Here is an 18,289-nt window from a genome sequence, read left to right as displayed (position 1 = left end):
CATTAGTGCCCTAAAACCCTGAAAAAAACAAGGTTACTCGGGCACCCTGGACTGTTCTTTATCCCGCGACCAACACCCGAATGGCTTCCAGCCGCAGCGCTGCCTTGTCCAATGCTGCCAGGCCTTTGCTGCGGATTTGGCGTAATGTTTCCAGTTCGCTGTCGCGCACACTCGGGTTGACTGCCTGCAGGGCGGTCAAGCGGGCAAGCTCTTCATCGAGATCAGCCGCCAGACGATGTTTAGCGTCGGCAACACGCTCCAGATGGCGCGGTGAAACCTTGTCTTCGCCGACACTGATCTGCGGGTTGAGCGCATCACGTTGCGCCTGCACAAACTTGTTGGCGCTGGCGCGTGGCACGCTTTCGAGCTGGTCGTTGAGGGTTTCGAACGCCACCTTGCTGGCCAGATCATTGCCATTGGCGTCGAGCAGGCAACGCAATGCAGCGGGTGGCAAGTAGCGACCCAATTGCAGTGCGCGTGGCGCTACTACTTCACTGACGTAAAGCAGCTCAAGCAGAACGGTACCTGGCTTGAGGGCCTTGTTCTTGATCAGCGCGACGCCGGTGTTGCCCATTGAGCCTGAACGCACCAGATCCATGCCGCCTTGAACCATTGGGTGCTCCCACGTGAGGAACTGCATGTCCTCGCGGGCCAATGCCAGGTCTCGGTCATAAGTGATGGTCACGCCTTCGTCGCTGCCCAGCGGGAAGCTGGCATCGAGCATTTTCTCGCTCGGGCGCAGGATCAGGGCATTGTCGGAATGGTCTTCGCTGTCGATACCGAAAGCGTTGAACAACTGTTCCATGTAGATCGGCAGGGCGAATTGGTCGTCCTGTTCGAGAATTTCCTCGACCAGTTGCTCGCCTTCGCCAGCACCGCCCGAGTTGAGTTCCAGCAGGCGGTCGCGGCCAGCGTGCAGTTCATCTTCAAGGCGCAGGCGCTCGGCCTTGCATTCGTCAGCCAGTTCCTGCCATTGGCCGTCATCACCGCCTTCAAGCAGTGGCAGCATGCGGCTGCCGAACTTATGCTGCAGCGCGTTGCCGGTTGGGCAGGTTGCGAGGAAGGCATTCAGTGCTTCGTGATACCACTGGAACAAACGCTCTTGCGGGCTGTTTTCCAGATACGGTACGTGCAGTTGAATGCGGTGCTTCTGGCCAATACGGTCGAGACGGCCAATGCGCTGCTCAAGCAGATCCGGGTGAGCCGGCAGATCGAACAGCACCAGATGGTGGGCAAACTGGAAGTTGCGACCTTCGCTGCCGATTTCCGAGCAGATCAGTACCTGAGCGCCAAACTCTTCGTCTGCAAAGTATGCCGCTGCCCGGTCGCGCTCAAGAATGCTCATGCCTTCATGGAACACAGTTGCCGGAATGCCGGAGCGAACGCGCAGGGCATCTTCAAGATCCATGGCCGTTTCGGCGTGGGCGCAAATCACCAGCACCTTGAACTTCTTGAGCATCTTCAGGGTGTCGATCAGCCACTCGACGCGTGGGTCGATGCGCCACCAGCGTTGCTCGTCCTCAACCTCAGGCTGGGCCTGATAGCTGACTTCGGGATAAAGATCCGGATGCTCGCCAATTGGCAGCTCCAGGTATTCGTCCGGGCTCGGCAGCGGGTAGGGGTGCAGTTCGCGCTCGGGGAAGCCTTGTACCGCCGCGCGGGTGTTACGGAAAAGCAGGCGGCCGGTGCCGTGGCGGTCGAGCAACTCGCGCACCAGTCGCGCTGATGCTTCGGCGTCACCCTTGTTCACGGCTTCCAGCAGCTCTTCGCCTTCGGCGCCGAGGAAGTCATGCACAGTTTTATGTGCGCCGGCAGAGAGCTGGCCGTGGTCGAGCAGCTCTTGAACGGCTTCGGCGACCGGACGGTAGTTGGCACTTTCGGCGCGGAACGCCTCAAGGTCATGGAAACGGTGCGGGTCGAGCAGGCGCAAGCGCGCAAAGTGGCTGTCTTGTCCCAATTGCTCTGGCGTTGCGGTAAGCAGCAGGACGCCCGGGATAACCTCGGCAAGCTGTTCGACCAGCGCATATTCCGGGCTGCTTTTTTCCGGATGCCAAACCAGGTGATGGGCCTCGTCTACGACCATCAAATCCCAGCCGGCAGCAAACAATGCGTCCTGAGCTTTCTCGTCTTCACGCAGCCACTCAAGTGCGACCAGTGCCAGTTGGCAATCTTCAAACGGGTTGCTGGCATCGCTTTCGATAAAACGTTCGGCGTCAAACAGGGCGACGTCGAGGTTGAAGCGGCGGCGCATTTCGACCAGCCACTGGTGCTGGAGGTTTTCCGGCACCAGAATCAGGATACGGCTGGCACGGCCCGAAAGCAGTTGGCGGTGAATTACCAGACCGGCTTCGATGGTTTTACCCAGACCCACTTCGTCCGCCAGCAATACGCGCGGCGCAACCCGGTCGGCTACTTCGCGGGCGATGTGCAGCTGGTGCGCGATCGGTTGGGCACGCACGCCACCCAAGCCCCACAGCTTCGACTGCAATTGTTTGCTGGTGAACTCGAGCGTGCGATAACGCAGGCCGAACCAGGCCAGTGGATCAATCTGCCCGGCAAACAGGCGGTCGCTGGCAAGACGGAACTGGATGAAGTTGGAGAGCTGAGTCTCCGGCAGCGTAATGCTCTGATGCTGCTCATTGAGGCCGTGATAAACCAGCAGGCCGTCGATATCGTCGACTTCCTGTACGGTCAGTTTCCAGCCTTCGAAATGAGTGATCTCGTCACCAGGAGAAAAGCGCACGCGGGTTAGCGGTGCATTGCGCGCCGCGTATTGGCGTGTTTCGCCCGTCGCCGGGAAGAGCACAGTGAGCATGCGGCCTTCCTGCATGAGGATGGTTCCCAAGCCCAGCTCCGCTTCGCTGTCACTAATCCAGCGTTGCCCCGGTTCAAACTGCGCCATGCCTGTCTCCTGTGCGTGAAAAAGCCGACTATGGTAACGGAACCGGGACCCAAGACCCAAGGCGCATTATCAGATTCCGCTTATGATTAATGGCAAAAGTGTAGCGAGGCTCGACTCAAGTAGTGATCACCGGGGCCGACAGTCTGACAAAAGGAGAATCAATGCATGTTGCCGCCGATACCGCAGAGCCTGCCGCCCGTAACGGCGCAGCAAGATGTCAATAAACCCAAACCGGTGGTTGCCGCGGTGACGCCGGCTGCCGAGACGTCGAGCGAGAGCGCGTTGAATCTCGACAAGCGCCATCCTCAGGATGTTCAGGACTTATTGCGCGAAGAACAGCGTCGCCGCCAGCGTCAGGTTATGGACGCTGCGCCGGACGGCGAGGAAGAGGCCGAGTCGGCTGAACCTGTAGCGGAGCATCCACTAATCGAGGACGACTTGCCGCGTCAGGGCGTGTGGGTTGATATTGAAGTTTGAGGCCTGCAATTATCTCAAGTCACCTGCAATTGCCGAGAACACCCATGAGTTTGTTTGACCAGAGCACTCTGCCGTTAGCCGATGGCGAGCTTGAATGGCACGCGCGCTGGCTGGACGCGGAGCGTGCGAATCAGCTATTGCAGCAACTGGTCGAACAGACGCCCTGGCAGCAACCCGAACTGCAACTGTACGGCAAGCGCCACCTCGTGCCCCGGCTGGAGGCCTGGTATGGCGATGCCGAGGCCAGTTACCGCTACAGCGGTTTTACCCATGTGCCGTTGCCATGGACACCGCTGCTCAGTGAGATTCGCCAGCAGGTGGAGGCCGCCGCAGGCCAGCCATTCAATGGGCTGCTGCTTAATTATTACCGCGATGGGCAGGACTCAATGGGCTGGCACAGCGATGATGAGGCCGTGCTGGGGCGCAATCCGGTGATCGCCTCGTTGAGCCTCGGCGGCACGCGGCGCTTCGATCTGCGCCGCAAAGGCCAGAGCCGAATTGCACATTCGCTTGCACTTGAACACGGCTCGCTACTGGTCATGCGCGGCCCAACACAGCATTATTGGCAGCATCAGGTGGCGAAAACCCGCAGTGCGTGCGAGCCTCGCCTGAATTTGACCTTTCGTTTATTACGGTTACCAGCATGAGTGGCGACGATAATCTGATCGACTTTTCGACCGAGCGCAGCAAGCGCATCCATGACCTGCACGACAAAAAACTCGATGACATGCGCAAGGTCTTCGAGCTGGTGCTGCCTCTTAGCAAGGCTAAAAAGAAGCCGGGCAAGAAACCCAAGAAGCGCTAACTCCCTCATCTACAGCTGATTTTCTTGATCCAGATCAGTGTCTATAGCTTGCTCTCGCCAATGCCTGCGGCCTGTTGATCCAGGTCAAGTTTTGCATCGCGCTGATCCATTAACTTTAAGCCATCGAGACAAGGTTAGTCCTTAGGAGGCTTTTATGTTTTTTGATCATGTCGTTTTCGCTGGTGTTGCCGTGGTAGCGCTCATGTTCGTCTTCTTTGGCGGTGTCGGATATTTCATCTGGAAGGACGCTCACGACCACAAATAGGGTCTGGTTCTTCCGATCAAGAGCACGCAAGGCAGTTTGGGCGACTTCAATAAGTCGCCTATTTTTTTGACTTTTTTCAGCACTCTTCGCCCTGAAGTAGTGGCATTTCGCCGTGGCAGAACAAAAAGCCTGCGGCTGCATCTTTCCCTTCATATGCTTCATTGTATATAGTTAGCAGGCTAATGGTTTGCTTGCTATCACTGTCGTTCTGGCTGTGATCCGCTACCTTCTTATTGTGTAATCCTATTGGTTCCCGCCATGCGCGATTCCTTGTTGGCGCTTTTCGCGCCAAGTCCCCAAGCGGTGCAATTCGCGATCAAGACTGTGCTTGGCGGTTTACTGGCGCTTTGGCTGGCCATGCGCCTTGGGCTCGAAGAACCCGCATGGGCACTGATGACTGCTTTCATCGTGGCCCAGCCGTTATCCGGCATGGTGGTGCAGAAAGGCTTGGCGCGTTTGGTCGGCACGCTGATCGGTACATCGGTTTCAGTGGTGTTCATCGCGCTGTTTGCACAAACCCCATGGCTATTTCTGGGAGCGTTGGGCTTGTGGTTGGCGCTGTGTACCGCCGCCTCCACCATGCTGCGCAGTGCATGGTCGTATTCATTTTTGCTCTCGGGCTACACGGTTGCGATTATTGCTTTGCCCGCGATCTCGGTACCTTTGACCGTGTTTGATCAGGCGGTGGCGCGCAGCACCGAAATTTGTCTGGGCATTATCTGCGCTACGCTGGTCAGCGCCATTCTCTGGCCGCAAAGGGTTGAGCACCAACTCGCCCAGCAAGCCAAAGTTGCCTGGCAGTCGGGGATCAATGCGGCACGCCTTGCACTTAACGGAGAAGCGCATGCCCGCAGAGGCTTGCTCGAAGTCCTGGGCCGGTTGGTGGCCGTGGACTCGCAGCGGGAACACGCCTGGTTTGAAGGCAATCGCGGCCGCCAGCGGGCGGCGGCACTGCGGGTGTTGAGTCGTGACCTGCTCGGGGTCTTGCGTCTGGCTCGGGGTGTGGCGCGTCAATGGCGGCAATTGTCGGCTGAAGAGGTGGATGCCTTGCAACCCTGGCGTTCGCAAGTGAGTGATGTGCTCAAGCAAACGCAGGTCGAGCAATTTCAGGTGCTGGCCGAAAAGCTCTCGAAAGAGGCGCTGGAGCCGCACTGGAGTGCCGAGCAGCAATTTTGTCTGGAGCGCTTGGCGCTGTTGATGCACCGGGTGCAAACCGCTAGCGAGTCGTTGCATGCCGTCGAGGTGGGCGTCGCCCCCGATGATGCGCCGGAGCCTTTGTCATGGCACCGCGACTGGCAGACTTCGGCGGTTTACGGGGCACGCAGTGCGCTGGCTTTCTTGTCGCTGTCGGCATTCTGGATCGCGACAGCCTGGACAGCGGCATCCGGCGCACTGTTGTTATGCGCGGTGGTTTGCAGCCTGTTTGCCAGCCGTGATAACGCGGCGCAAATCGGCATGATGTTTCTGCGCGGTATTCTCCTGGCGATCCCCGTGGCATTTGTGGCCGGCGAGTTGTTGTTGCCGCAGGTCACCGGTTTCCCCATGCTGTGTATCGTCATGGGCGCGCCTTTGTTCTTCGGAGCGTTGGGCATGGCCAACCCGAAAATTGGCGCCACGGCGACCTCGTTCTGCCTGCATTTCATTGTGCTCATCTCGCCGCAAAACAGCATGACCTACGATGTCGACTACTTCCTCAACAGCGCATTGGCCATGCTGATCGGGGTTGGTTTTGCCGTGTTGGCGTTCAATCTGGTGACGTTGCGAAATCCGGTATGGCATGGGCAGCGCTTACTCAAGGCCATTCGCGCGGATCTGGCGCGGCTGACCAATCGCCGCCTGGTCGATGCCGAGAACTGGTTTGGTGGGCGCATGGCTGACCGTTTGTTGCAGTTGGCGCGGCATTACCCGGCGCTGCCTGATGCAACACGCAGCCGCTGGGACGATGGCGTCGCCAGCCTTGATCTGGGGGATGAGTTAATCCACCTGCGCGGCTGCCTCGCGGCTGCGGGTTCCGGGCTGGAAGCGGTCGAGAGCGATTTCATGGCGTGTCTCGAAGAGTTCTTGCTCGATGGCCCGAACAATGGCCGTGAAGACGCACTGGAGCAGGCTGGCGAACGACTGCTGGCCGCTATTCGCAGCCAGCCGTCGCGCATTGAATTGCGTCTGGCGCAAGCCGCACTTTTGCAATTACGCGGTGGCTGGCGGCATTGGCGCGCCATACAAGGGGAGGCTTATGGGGTTGCATGAATGGTCGGTGGGTGGCGTGCTGCTCAGCCCCTTTTTGATTTACGCGGTGCTGGCGCTGCTATTGACCGGCCTGCTGCGGTGGCTGTTGCAGCGTGTGGGGTTTACCCGCTGGATCTGGCACGAAGCACTGTTTGATTTCGCATTATTTATTTGCGTGCTGGCCGCGGTTGTAGCGGTGCTCGGGCACTAGTATTGGTCAACCAGGAAGCAACGCTGCGGCGTTGCCGAAGCAGGGGAGAAGTTCATGGGTTCAACGATTAGAGTTGGCATAACGTTGGCGTTGGTGGTGGCCGCGGTATTCGCCGGCAATTGGGTATGGCAGTACTACATGTACTCGCCATGGACCCGTGATGCCCGCGTGCGCGCCGATGTTGTGACCATTGCCCCCGATGTTTCCGGCGCTGTGGTGTCGATGCCGGTGAGTGACAACCAGACTGTCAAAGCCGGCGACTTGCTGGTGAGCATTGATCCCGAGCGTTATGCCGTGGCGCTGGAGCAAGCCAAAGCTGTGGAGGAGACGCGCAAGCAGCAGCTCAATCTGCGCGAGCATGAGGCCTCACGGCGGATGCGCCTCGGCCCGCAGGCGATTAGCGCCGAGGTGCGCGAGAATGCTCAGATTACTGCGCAGATTGCCCGTGGCGAGTACCACGAAGCGCAAGCGGCGGTGAAACAAGCCCAGCTCAATCTGACCCGCAGCAAGCTGCTCGCGCCGCGCAGTGGGCATGTCACCAATTTGCAGTTGGCGCAGGGTAATTACGTCACCGCCGGGCAGTCGATCATGGCGCTGATCGCTGACTCTTCGTTCTACGTGCAGGCCTATTTCGAGGAGACCAAGCTGTCGAAAATCAGCGTTGGCGCGCCGGTTGAAATCTGGTTGATGGGCTCGGGCAAGCCGCTTAAAGGCGAGGTCCAGAGCATCAGTCGCGGGATTACCGACCGTAACTCCAACCCGGATGGGCAGTTGCTGGCTAATGTCGAGCCGACATTCAACTGGGTGCGGTTGGCGCAGCGGATTCCCGTGCGCATCAAGTTGCTGGAAATGCCCGAAGACTTCGAACTCAGCGCCGGCATGACCGCCAGTGTTAAGGTGCTGGCCAAGCCAGCACCGGATAAACCCGTGCCTTAAAAGCGCTCGATGCGTGCCGGGGTGCGTTGCATCAGTACCTTGCCTGCACGGATCGACGTCAGCGCGTGGCCCTGGCTGCGGATCATCTCGTAGTCGTTAGGCGCCGAGAGGATCAACAGGTTGGCTGGGCGGCCCACTTCAATGCCGTAACGCTCGCCAAGGTTCAGGGTGCGGGCGCTGTTGTCGGTGATCAGATCAAGCGCGCGTTGCAGGTCGGCGTAGCCGAGCATGTGGCAGATATGCAGGCCAGCTTCAAGAATACGCATGATGTTGCCGTTACCCAGCGGATACCACGGGTCGACGATTGAGTCCTGAGCGAAGCAGATGTTCATGCCGGCGCGGTCGATTTCGGCGACGCGGGTCAGACCGCGGCGTTTCGGGTAGGTGTCGAAGCGCCCTTGCAAGTGAATGCTTTCGGTCGGGCAGGACACAAAGTTGATGCCAGACATCTTTAGCAGGCGAAACAGCTTCGAGCAGTAAGCGTTGTCGTAAGAGCCCATCGCCGTGGTGTGGCTGGCGGTTACCCGGCTGCCCATGCCACGCACGCGGGCCTCTTCGGCCAGCACTTCTAGGAAGCGCGAGTGCGGGTCGTCGGTTTCGTCGCAGTGCACATCCACCAGACAGCCGGTGCGTTCGGCCAGATCCATCAGAAACTTGATCGAGCTAACGCCCTGATCGCGGGTGTTCTCGAAGTGCGGAATGCCGCCGACCACATCTGCGCCCAACTCGACAGCCTGCTCCATCAACGCCCGGCCATTTTTGAACGACTCGATGCCTTCCTGCGGGAACGCGACGATTTGCATGTCGACCAGATGGCGGGTTTCTTCGCGCACCTCAAGCATCGATTTGAGTGCGCTCAAGGTTGGGTCTGTAACGTCAACATGGGTGCGCACATGCTGGATGCCGTGCTCGACCAGCATGCCAATGGTCTTCTTCGCACGCTGTTTGGTGTCTTCGTGGGTGACTGTGGCTTTGCGTTTACCCCACAGCTCAATGCCCTCGAACAGCGTGCCGCTCATGTTCCACGATGGATCACCGGCGGTCAGCGTGGCGTCGAGGTGAATATGTGGCTCGATGAACGGCGCGATAACCAGATTGCCTGTCGCATCCAAGTCGCCAGGGTTGCTGCTGATGGTCGGGGTTTGCGCGCTGATCTCTTTGATTCGATCCTGCTCAAGGGTAATCCGAAACAGGCCGTCGCGGCCCCGAAGGCGGGCGTTAATGATATTCATGCGGTACTCCTGGCAGGGCGAGAAGAGGACAAGCGCCAAATCAGCAAGGCGAGGCTGATATTCAGGCGGTCGTGAGGATTGCTGAACGAGTTGCCGCTCAGCGATTCGATGCGCTGGGTGCGGTAACTCAAGGTATTACGGTGGACGCCAAGGCGTTGTGCGGCCAGCGCCAGATTGCCGTTCTCCTGGAACCAAGCCTCAAGCGTTGGCATCAGCACCGGCTCATGACGCGCGTCATCACTGATGATCGGGCCGAGCACCTTGTCGACGAACTGGTCGAGCAAGCTGCGGTCACGAATCGCCCCGAGCAATTCAAGTGCGCCCAGCTCATTAAAGCTGCAAACACCCAGACGCTCTGGAAAAGACTGCGCGGCAACCAGTGCCTGCCGGGCCTCATTCAATGCGTGCGCGAAGCGTTCGGGGCCGTGACCGCCCGTGCTGAGGCCCAGATACAGGCGCAGCGGAGCCAGGCTCGGATTGAGTTGATTGAGCAAGGCCAGCATTGCCTCGCGGTTGTGTTGCTGATCGAGGCTGTTGGTGGCCGGAAGCAGGGCAATCCAGTGTTCGCCCTGACAGACTGGCGAGAGCGTGTCGCCCAGCGCCTGCAACTGTTGCAGCAGGCTCTGTTGCAGGCGCTCACGACAGTCTTGCAAGCGCAATTCGGCGTCTTCGGCAGAGAGTTGCTCAAGCAGGCGTTCACTGCCCTCAAGCTTGAACAAGGCCACCTGCCTCGGGGTTGCCAATGGCAAACCAAGACTTTGCGCGCGCTGGCGCAGTGCCTCAAGCGATTGCACGTCACCTTCGAGCAGTTGTTCGAGCAAATGCTGGCGCGAGCGGCCGAGCATTTGCGCTTGCACCAGCGCGGTACCGATCGCCTGCGTGACAATGACCATTTTCAACGCGTAGGGCTGCTCAATCAGCGGCACGTCGAGTTGCTGCGCGGCATCAATCACGCTTGGCGGGATTTGGCGGATGTATTCCGGGCCCGTCAATATCACCAGCCCGGCGGCGGCCCGCTCATGCGCCTGCTGCACCAGTGACAACAGGTTTTGCTCGGTGCGCGGATGGTTGATGCCGGTGACAAACACCAATTCGCCGCCCATGATCCATTCGGCGATATCGGTGTTCTCGGCAACATATGGCCAGCGCACCGGATTGCTTTGTGCTATTTCGCCAGCGCGCAGGCACATGCTTTCCAGGCCGGGCAGGGCCAGAACATCCGCGACTGTAAGGCTCATTAGTTGGCCGGGCCCGATGCGCTGGTTGCGCCGTTGGTGGCACCGCTCAGCAGCTTGCTCAGAACAATGTAAGCCAGCGCAGCCACAGCAATCCCGACAATCGGTGCGATCCATGGCGACAGGTAGGCGCACACGGCGCCAATGGCGTAGGCGCTGAGGCCGATCCAGTTGAATGCCGGCAGTTGGGTTTCCTGCAGTTTCGGGTAATGGCCTTTGTGACCGTAGAAGAAGTCCGCCATGATCACGCCGCCAATCGGGGGAATGATCGAGCCGAGCAGAATCAGGAACGGAATCAGCATTTCATACATGCCGGCAATCGCCAGCAAGGTGCCAATGCCAGCGCCCACCAGAGTCACCAACTTGCGGCGATTGGTGCGCAGCAAATTGCAGCCCGCGGCGGCGAAGTTGTAGATGGTGTTGTCCTGAGTGGTCCAGAGGTTGAGGAACAGCATGACCACTGCGGCCATCGACAAACCCTGCAATACCAGCACCTCGACCACGTCGGGCTGCTGATAAACGATTGCGCCGTAGGCACCGGCAATAATCATCAGGCCGTTGCCGATAAAGAAGCCGAGCAGGCTCGAAAGCATGGCCACGCGGCCGCTCTTGGCAAAGCGCGTCCAGTTGGTGGCCTGTGTTGCGCCGCTGACGAAAGTACCGAAAACCATGGTGATGGCCACGCTCAGGGTCATGCTTTCTTTCGGCTCAATGGCCATCAGCGCGGTCATGCCGCCGGCATCGCGCGTGGCAATCCAGAGTGAACAGCCGAGCAGAATCATCATCGCCGGAACGGCCACGCGAGAGAGCATGTCCAGGCCTTTGTAGCCGATGAACGCGGTGATGCAGAAGCCGAAACCGAACAGCACCATCAGCGGTATGGTCAATCCTTGTGGCAAGCCGAGGATTTTTACCAACACGATGGCGATGGTGGCTGTGCCCCACGCATACCAGCCGATCTGGGTGAAACCGAGCAGCACATCAGACAACTTGCTGCCAACTTCGCCGAAGCAGAAGCGGCCCATCAGAACCGAGTTCAAGCCGCTGCGGCAGGCGATGTAACCGAGCACGGCAGCGTACAGCCCGAGCAGCAGGTTGCCGATAACGGCTGCCCAGATCAGCGAGGTGAAATCGAAGGCCATGCCGATCTTGCCGCCGGCAAACATGGTGGCAGTGAAGAAGGTGAAGCCGAAGAGCAGAATTGAGGTCGAAAACAGGCCTTTGCGAGCACCTTGCGGAACCTCGCTGAGCGGGTAGTCGCTGTCGATCTTGGAAGGGGTCATGCGCGGAACTCCACAGGGTCAGTGAAGTATTCTTCATAGCAGGCGGCGTGCCAGACTGCGTATTCGCGAAAATGCACTTCACGCTGGGTGATAGTTACAAAGCGGTTTGTGCTGCTTGCACAACAGAAGTTGCAAAGTAGACAGTTTTAACGGGGTTTATTGTGAATGATAAACAGGCGTGGTCAAGTCTGGTGCGTAGCTTTTTAGTTATGCACCAGCTTGAACGCTGCCAGCGGCGTATCACGAGCGCTGGCAGGAATGCTTAGTTGACAGTGACTTGCGGCATTGCCGGCATGGTCACGGTCTGGGCTTTACGCGGCGCAAGGATTTCAGCTTCGCCGTCGACAACCATCTCATCGCGCTGATTGAACACTTGAGTGGCGATGCGAACGCGGAATTTTGGCAGCTTTTCGAGAATCTCCAGACGCACAGTGAGCGTGTCGCCAAGCTTCACCGGCAAGGTGAAGCGCATGGTCTGGCCAAGATAGATAGTGCCCGGGCCTGGCAACTCACAGGCGACGGCGGCGCTGATCAGGGCGCCACTGAACATGCCGTGGGCAATGCGTTCCTTGAACATGCTCTCGGCGGCAAATTCCGGGTCCAGGTGCACGGGATTGTTATCGCCCGAAACGGCGGCGAACAATTGCACATCACGCTCTTCGACAGTTTTGCTGTAGCTGGCGGTCTGGCCTACGGTGAGTTCTTCGTAAGGGGTGTTGCTGAGTTGACTCATGACAGAATCTCCTGAAGTGAGGGGTGTGAGTGGCGGGGCAGGCTAAGCGCCTGATCAAGCCACTGGATCAGAAATGCACTGACCTCGTCACGGTTGGTTTCATTGAATAATTCATGGCGTGCTTGCGGGTAGACCTGCAATTGCACATAACGGTTGCCGGCCATGCGCAATGCGACCGCCAAATCATCGAGACGTTTGCCCTGACTGACCGGGTCGTCACTGCCGCCGATCACCAGAAGCGGCAGGCTGCTGTCTATTTTTGCCAGGTTTTTGACCGAGCTGATGTGCTGCAAGCCGCCGAGCAGGTCTATCCACAGCTGATTGGTGCAGCGAAAACCACAAAGTGGATCGTTCACGTAGCGGTCGACTTCATCGGGATCGCGGCTTAGCCAGTCGAACTCGGTGCGATTAGGCTTGAAGGCTTTGTTGAACGAGCCGAATGACAGCTTATCGATCAAGGCACTAAGGCCTTTGGGGCCTTGGCGTTTGCGCTCGATTCGGGCGATGGTCTGCGCTGCTTTGTAGAGCATTGCCGGCTGGTAGTTCGAACCGCTCAACACCGCACCCTGCAAGCTGGCGCTGTGGCTCATCAGGTAGGCCTGGGCAATGTAGCTGCCCATGCTGTGCCCGAGCAGAAAAATCGGCGCGGTGGGGTGAGTCTGGCGAATGGTGTGGTTGAGGCGGGCGATATCGTCAATGACCAACTCCCAGCCGTTGGCATCGGCGTAATGGCCTTGCGTGCCTTTGCTTGCTGTTTGGCCGTGGCCGCGTTGGTCGTGGGCGTAGAGTTCATAGCCCGCATTAACCAATGCCTCGCCCAGCCTTGCATAGCGGCCGCTGTGCTCGGCCATGCCGTGAGCGACCATCACCACCGCCTTGGGCGGCTGCTGGCTGAACCAGTGGTTCACGTAAATCGGCTGAGAGTCACTGCTGTTGAGCCAGAAGGATTGGTGCTGCATGGCGATTCCTTAGCCTGCATGGAATCGCCATTGTAGGACTAGAAATGCGCATCTGGGAATGTTCAAGGTTATTCCCGCCGAGTTCCCGACTTTGCACCTGATCGGCCGAATGGGCCGAAATAGAGCATTGTGATGTGGCAATACGTTGGGCCAGTTACAAAGATTCACAGTAATGATTTAGGGCTCATATATATAGGCGCTAATCTGCTTAGCTGTTAAGTTCGGATGAGTGCCCTCAGGCAGGGCGAAATTCAGGGGAGAGGATAAAAATAATGCAGCCCGATTTCTGGAATGATAAACGCGCACCGGGAGTGCCCAACACAATTGACCTCGACAGTTACAAGTCGGTCGTCGAGGTGTTCGAGCGTTCTTGCAAGCGCTTCGCTGACCGCCCCGCGTTCAGCAATATGGGCGTTACCCTGACCTACGCTGATCTGGAGCGCCAGTCGGCAGCCTTCGCCGCCTACCTGCAGAAACACACGGATTTGAAGCCGGGCGATCGCATCGCCGTGCAAATGCCCAACGTCCTGCAGTACCCGGTCGCGGTGTTCGGGGCGATGCGCGCCGGGCTGATCGTGGTGAACACCAACCCGCTGTACACCGCCCGCGAAATGCGCCACCAGTTCAAGGATGCTGGCGTGCGTGCGCTGGTGTACCTGAACATGTTCGGCAAGCTGGTGCAGGAAGTTCTGCCCGATACCCAAATTGAATACCTGATTGAAGCGCGCATGGGTGACATGCTGCCGGCGATGAAAGGCTGGCTGGTCAATACCGTGGTCAAGAAGGTCAAGAAGATGGTGCCGGACTACCATCTGCCGCAGGCTATTTCCTTTAAAAGCGCCTTGAGTACGGGCATGGGTCAGGGCGTCAAGGCGGTCGAAGCCGGGCTGGATGATATTGCCGTGCTGCAATACACCGGCGGCACGACCGGCGTTGCCAAAGGGGCCATGCTGACCCACGGTAATCTGGTGGCAAACATGCTGCAGGTTGATGCCTGCATGTCCCAGCTGGACGATGCCGGCCAGCCACTGATGAAGCAGGGGCAAGAGGTGATGATCGCGCCGCTGCCGCTCTATCATATCTATGCCTTCACCGCGAATTGCATGTGCATGATGGTTAATGGCAACCACAACGTACTGATCACCAATCCACGCGATATTCCGGGCTTCATCAAAGAGTTGTCCAAGTGGCGCTTCACTGCATTGCTGGGGCTCAACACCCTGTTTGTCGCGCTGATGGACCATCCAGACTTCAAGTCACTGGATTTCTCTGGCCTCAAGCTGACCAACTCGGGCGGCACCGCGCTGGTCAAAGCGACCGCGGAGCGCTGGAAAGAACTCACCGGTTGCACCGTGGTTGAAGGCTACGGCCTGACTGAAACGTCGCCGGTCGCCAGCACCAACGCCTATGGTGAGCGGGCGCGTCTGGGCACCGTGGGAATTCCCGTGCCGGGCACCGCGTTCAAGGTGATCGATGACGAAGGCCAAGACCTGGGTCTGGGTGAGCGCGGCGAATTGTGCGTTAAAGGGCCGCAAGTCATGAAAGGCTACTGGCAGCGTGAAGAGGCCACCGCCGAAGTGCTCGATGCCGATGGCTGGTTCAAAACCGGTGACATTGCGATAATCGACGAGGACGGCTTCACGCGTATTGTCGATCGCAAGAAAGACATGATCATCGTCTCAGGCTTCAACGTTTACCCGAACGAAATCGAAGACGTGATGCTGACCAACAGCAAAGTGGCGAGTTGTGCCGCGGTGGGCGTGCCCGATGAAAAATCCGGCGAGGCGGTGAAGTTGTTCATCGTTGCGCGTGATTCGAGCCTCACCGAGGCTGAGGTCAAGGCGTTCTGCCGGGAGAACTTCACCGGCTACAAAGTGCCTAAACACATCGTCTTCAAAGATGCTTTGCCCATGTCCCCGGTAGGAAAAATCCTACGTCGTGAGCTTCGCGACATCAGCTAAGGCGCGGCCCTGCTGGGTCTCGTGTGGCTGGGTTTGTGAAGAACCTCAAAAAATGACCAGCAGTAGCATGCTGGTCATTTTTATGACTCTTTAGCCTGCTTTTGGTGCTAGTCGCTTTCTGGTAAAGCTGATAATCTCGGCGCGCTTTTAGGCTCAACGAGCCGAAATATTAACAACAAACAACCGTCATGTTATGCGCGGTCTAGATTAAAGCTGTTGCTGAGGAGTGGGCTTCCATGATCGAAAACTTCTGGAAGGATAAGTATCCAGTCGGGGTTTCTGCCGAAATCGACCCTGATCAGTACCCGAATGTTCAAACGGTACTGAAGCAATCCTGCCAACGTTTTGCTGACAAGCCGGCTTTCACCAATCTGGGTAAAACGCTCACGTACGGCGAGCTGTACGAGCTCTCCGGTACCTTCGCAGCTTACTTGCAGAATCACACGGATTTGCAGCCCGGCGACCGTATCGCTCTGCAAATGCCGAACATCTTGCAATACCCAGTCGCTATTTTCGGCGCCATTCGTGCAGGTCTGGTGGTGGTCAACACCAACCCGCTGTACACCGCGCGCGAAATGGAGCATCAGTTCAACGACTCCGGTGCCAAGGCACTGGTTTGCCTCGCGAACATGGCTCATCTTGCTGAGCAAGTCGTGCCGAAAACTGGGGTAAAAACGGTCATCATCACCGAAGTTGGCGACATGCTGCCAACCTTCAAGCGCATTCTGGTTAACACCGTCGTCAAGCGCGTGAAGAAGATGGTGCCACCGTATCACCTGCCTCAGGCCATCAGCTTCCTCGATGCACTGGACAAAGGTCGCGGCAAGATTCTGCGTGAGTCCGCACCGAAAGGTGAAGACATTGCCGTGCTGCAATACACCGGCGGTACCACTGGTGTTGCCAAGGGCGCAATGCTGACGCACCGCAATCTGGTCGCCAACATGTTGCAGGTGCGTGCCCTGATGGGTGCAAACCTCAACGAAGGTTGTGAGGTCGCGGTGAGCCCGCTGCCGCTGTATCACATTTACGCGTTCACCTTTAACTGCATGGCGATGATGCTCATCGGCGCGCACAACCTGCTGGTCACCAACCCGCGTGACCTGCCGGCGATGATCAAGGAAATCAAACCCTACAAGTTCAGCGTATTTGTAGGTCTGAATACCTTGTTTGTCGCGCTGAGCAATAACGAAGGTTTCCGCGCGCTGGATTTCTCCTCGCTGAAACTCACTGTTTCTGGCGGCATGGCGTTGCAACTGGCGACTGCTGAGCGTTGGCAAGAAGTGACCAACTGCCCAATCTGTGAAGGCTTCGGCATGACCGAGACCAGCCCCGTTGCGACGGTTAACCCGTTCAGCGCGATCCAGTTGGGCACCATCGGTATCCCGCTGCCTTCAACGCTGTGCAAAGTCATCAATGACGATGGCAAAGACCTGGACGTTGGCGAGATCGGCGAGATCTGCGTCAAAGGTCCGCAAGTCATGAAGGGCTACTGGCAGCGCCAGGAAGCCACTGCTGAGATTCTTGATGCAGAAGGCTGGCTGAAGACCGGTGACATTGGTCTGATTCAGGAAGACGGCTACCTGAAAATTGTCGATCGCAAGAAAGACATGATTCTGGTTTCGGGCTTCAACGTTTACCCGAACGAGCTGGAAGACGTGCTGGCGATGATTCCGGGCGTGCTGCAATGCGCTGCCATCGGCGTACCGGACGAGAAGTCGGGTGAGGCGATCAAGGTATTTGTCGTGGTTAAGCCAGGCGTAACGCTGACCAAGGAAACCGTGATGGAGCACATGCGTGCCAACGTCACCGGCTACAAGGTTCCGCGCGCTGTCGAGTTCCGTGATGCCTTGCCAATGACCAACGTCGGCAAGATTCTGCGTCGCGAACTGCGTGACGAAGAAATGAAGAAGATGGCCAAGGCCTGATTCTGATTGTTGGAAAAATCCGCTTCGGCGGGTTTTTTCGTTTTTGCAGCATTAATACTCGCGGTAAACCCGAGACCGCCAATAAAATACGATCTCAACCCCTTATTTGCGCCACGCACAGCCTCCTGCTGAGCAGGCCATACTCATACGCAGAACCCTTTCAGCCATGCCAACCATCACTCAAGACATCGAACTGTGCGCAGAGCAACTGCGGGACGGCCATTTGGTCGCCATGCCTACTGAAACGGTATACGGTCTGGCGGCTGACGCACTGCAAGAGCGCGCAGTCAACCAAGTCTTTGCCATGAAAGGGCGCCCCAGCAGCAACCCCTTGATCGTGCATATTGAGAATGCCGGGCAAGCGAGTCGATGGGCCGCAGAGATTACCCCGCAAGCCCAGCGCCTGATGGAGGCTTGTTGGCCTGGCCCGTTAACGCTGGTACTGCCAGCGCGCGATGATGTATTGCGCTGTGTGACCGCCGGGCAGAACAGCGTGGCGCTTCGTGTGCCGGCGCACCCAATGGCCCAAGCGTTATTGCGCAGCTTTGGCAGTGGTCTGGTGGCGCCATCGGCCAACCGCTACATGTCAATCAGCCCGACCTGTGCCGAGCATGTGGCTAAGCAGTTTCATCACAGCGAGCTGACTATTCTCGACGGAGGCCCCTGCCAGGTTGGTCTGGAGTCGAGCATTGTCAGCCTGCTAGCGGATGACAGCCCGCGCTTGTTGCGCAGCGGCATGCTCAGCCGTATGCAGTTGCAGCAAATATTGGGCGAGCCGCTTGAAGAGGCCGCTGGCGGTATCCGGGCTCCGGGCCAGCACCTGCGTCACTATGCGCCAACAACCCCGGCGCAGCGCTTTAACCAGCTTCCTTTCGATGCGCTGAGCAATCAGGCAAATGGCTGGATCTGGTGCGATCAGGTACACGCCAGCACTGGCCCGGCAATCAATCTCGGCTCTGATCCCGAGCACTACGCTGCCGGCTTTTATGCGGCGCTTTATCAGTTGGATGCTTTGGGCCTTGAGCACATCTATATCCAGACGCCACCGCAGCTGGACAGTTGGGCCGCTGTTCACGATCGCTTGTCGCGGGCCTGCCATTCGCTTGCCTGATTGGTCTGTTGCGGCCATTCGGGCATAG

General features: G+C 58.2%; 16 protein-coding genes. 10 read left to right on the top strand and 6 right to left on the bottom strand.

Going from position 1 to position 18,289, the window contains the following annotated elements; all coding sequences use genetic code 11:
* Positions 1-58: 58 nt before the first annotated feature.
* Positions 59-2,902 carry an RNA polymerase-associated protein RapA gene (gene rapA, locus FEZ62_RS19560; RefSeq protein ID WP_172929517.1) on the bottom strand — a complete coding sequence of 948 codons (2,844 nt, stop codon included), beginning with the start codon at positions 2,900-2,902 and terminating at the stop codon, positions 59-61.
* A 165-nt stretch (positions 2,903-3,067) separates the two neighbouring features.
* On the opposite strand from rapA, the gene FEZ62_RS19555 reads away from it, so the two are divergent.
* The 7 genes from FEZ62_RS19555 to FEZ62_RS19525 all read left to right on the top strand — a co-directional run bounded on the left by FEZ62_RS19555 (position 3,068) and on the right by FEZ62_RS19525 (position 7,822).
* A complete protein-coding gene (locus FEZ62_RS19555) occupies positions 3,068-3,379 on the top strand; it encodes an aspartate-semialdehyde dehydrogenase (protein WP_150548648.1) in 312 nt (103 codons plus the stop codon).
* Between the two features lie 44 nt (positions 3,380-3,423).
* The gene (locus FEZ62_RS19550; RefSeq protein WP_172929516.1) at positions 3,424-4,026 is read left to right on the top strand and encodes an alpha-ketoglutarate-dependent dioxygenase AlkB; all 603 of its coding nucleotides are present in this window, start codon (positions 3,424-3,426) and stop codon (positions 4,024-4,026) included.
* Entirely contained in the window at positions 4,023-4,184 is a 162-nt protein-coding gene (locus FEZ62_RS19545; RefSeq protein WP_172929515.1) for a hypothetical protein, read from the top strand. Before FEZ62_RS19550 ends, FEZ62_RS19545 begins: the two co-directional genes overlap by 4 nt.
* Positions 4,185-4,338: 154 nt before the next feature.
* Positions 4,339-4,449 (top strand): cytochrome c oxidase subunit CcoM, encoded by a 111-nt coding sequence (gene ccoM / locus FEZ62_RS20890; RefSeq protein ID WP_275941849.1) that lies wholly within the window; start codon positions 4,339-4,341, stop codon positions 4,447-4,449.
* Positions 4,450-4,707: 258 nt separating this feature from the next.
* Positions 4,708-6,696: an FUSC family protein gene (locus FEZ62_RS19535; protein ID WP_172929514.1), complete on the top strand. Its 1,989-nt coding sequence runs from the start codon at positions 4,708-4,710 to the stop codon at positions 6,694-6,696.
* Positions 6,683-6,886: a DUF1656 domain-containing protein gene (locus FEZ62_RS19530; RefSeq protein ID WP_069901489.1), complete on the top strand. Its 204-nt coding sequence runs from the start codon at positions 6,683-6,685 to the stop codon at positions 6,884-6,886. The genes FEZ62_RS19535 and FEZ62_RS19530 overlap by 14 nt, the downstream gene beginning before the upstream one ends.
* A gap of 54 nt (positions 6,887-6,940) precedes the next feature.
* Positions 6,941-7,822 carry an efflux RND transporter periplasmic adaptor subunit gene (locus FEZ62_RS19525; protein ID WP_172929513.1) on the top strand — a complete coding sequence of 294 codons (882 nt, stop codon included), beginning with the start codon at positions 6,941-6,943 and terminating at the stop codon, positions 7,820-7,822.
* On the opposite strand, the gene codA is transcribed toward FEZ62_RS19525, so the two are convergent.
* The 5 genes from codA to FEZ62_RS19500 form a co-directional block, all read right to left on the bottom strand.
* Entirely contained in the window at positions 7,819-9,054 is a 1,236-nt protein-coding gene (gene codA, locus FEZ62_RS19520) for a cytosine deaminase (RefSeq protein ID WP_172929512.1), read from the bottom strand. The genes FEZ62_RS19525 and codA overlap by 4 nt on opposite strands.
* Positions 9,051-10,292: a PucR family transcriptional regulator gene (locus FEZ62_RS19515; protein ID WP_172929511.1), complete on the bottom strand. Its 1,242-nt coding sequence runs from the start codon at positions 10,290-10,292 to the stop codon at positions 9,051-9,053. Before FEZ62_RS19515 ends, codA begins: the two co-directional genes overlap by 4 nt.
* Positions 10,292-11,572, bottom strand: coding sequence for a cytosine permease (gene codB, locus FEZ62_RS19510; RefSeq protein WP_172929510.1), 1,281 nt, complete (start codon positions 11,570-11,572; stop codon positions 10,292-10,294). Before codB ends, FEZ62_RS19515 begins: the two co-directional genes overlap by 1 nt.
* 262 nt (positions 11,573-11,834) lie before the next feature.
* Positions 11,835-12,305: a MaoC family dehydratase gene (locus FEZ62_RS19505; protein ID WP_090513471.1), complete on the bottom strand. Its 471-nt coding sequence runs from the start codon at positions 12,303-12,305 to the stop codon at positions 11,835-11,837.
* Positions 12,302-13,264, bottom strand: coding sequence for an alpha/beta hydrolase (locus FEZ62_RS19500; RefSeq protein WP_150548655.1), 963 nt, complete (start codon positions 13,262-13,264; stop codon positions 12,302-12,304). The genes FEZ62_RS19505 and FEZ62_RS19500 overlap by 4 nt, the downstream gene beginning before the upstream one ends.
* Positions 13,265-13,536: 272 nt before the next feature.
* Between FEZ62_RS19500 and fadD2 the strand changes: the two genes are divergently transcribed.
* From fadD2 to FEZ62_RS19485, 3 genes are all read left to right on the top strand, one after another.
* Positions 13,537-15,225 (top strand): long-chain-fatty-acid--CoA ligase FadD2, encoded by a 1,689-nt coding sequence (fadD2, locus tag FEZ62_RS19495; RefSeq protein ID WP_172929509.1) that lies wholly within the window; start codon positions 13,537-13,539, stop codon positions 15,223-15,225.
* Between the two features lie 236 nt (positions 15,226-15,461).
* The gene (gene fadD1, locus FEZ62_RS19490; RefSeq protein ID WP_069901497.1) at positions 15,462-17,150 is read left to right on the top strand and encodes a long-chain-fatty-acid--CoA ligase FadD1; all 1,689 of its coding nucleotides are present in this window, start codon (positions 15,462-15,464) and stop codon (positions 17,148-17,150) included.
* Between the two features lie 166 nt (positions 17,151-17,316).
* Positions 17,317-18,261 carry an L-threonylcarbamoyladenylate synthase gene (locus FEZ62_RS19485; RefSeq protein ID WP_172929508.1) on the top strand — a complete coding sequence of 315 codons (945 nt, stop codon included), beginning with the start codon at positions 17,317-17,319 and terminating at the stop codon, positions 18,259-18,261.
* Positions 18,262-18,289 lie beyond the last annotated feature (28 nt).

It is taken from the genome of Pseudomonas sp. MS19 (genome assembly GCF_013277615.1).
GTDB classification, from domain to species: domain Bacteria; phylum Pseudomonadota; class Gammaproteobacteria; order Pseudomonadales; family Pseudomonadaceae; genus Aquipseudomonas; species Aquipseudomonas marincola.
This window is presented reverse-complemented; position numbering and strand designations above follow the sequence as displayed.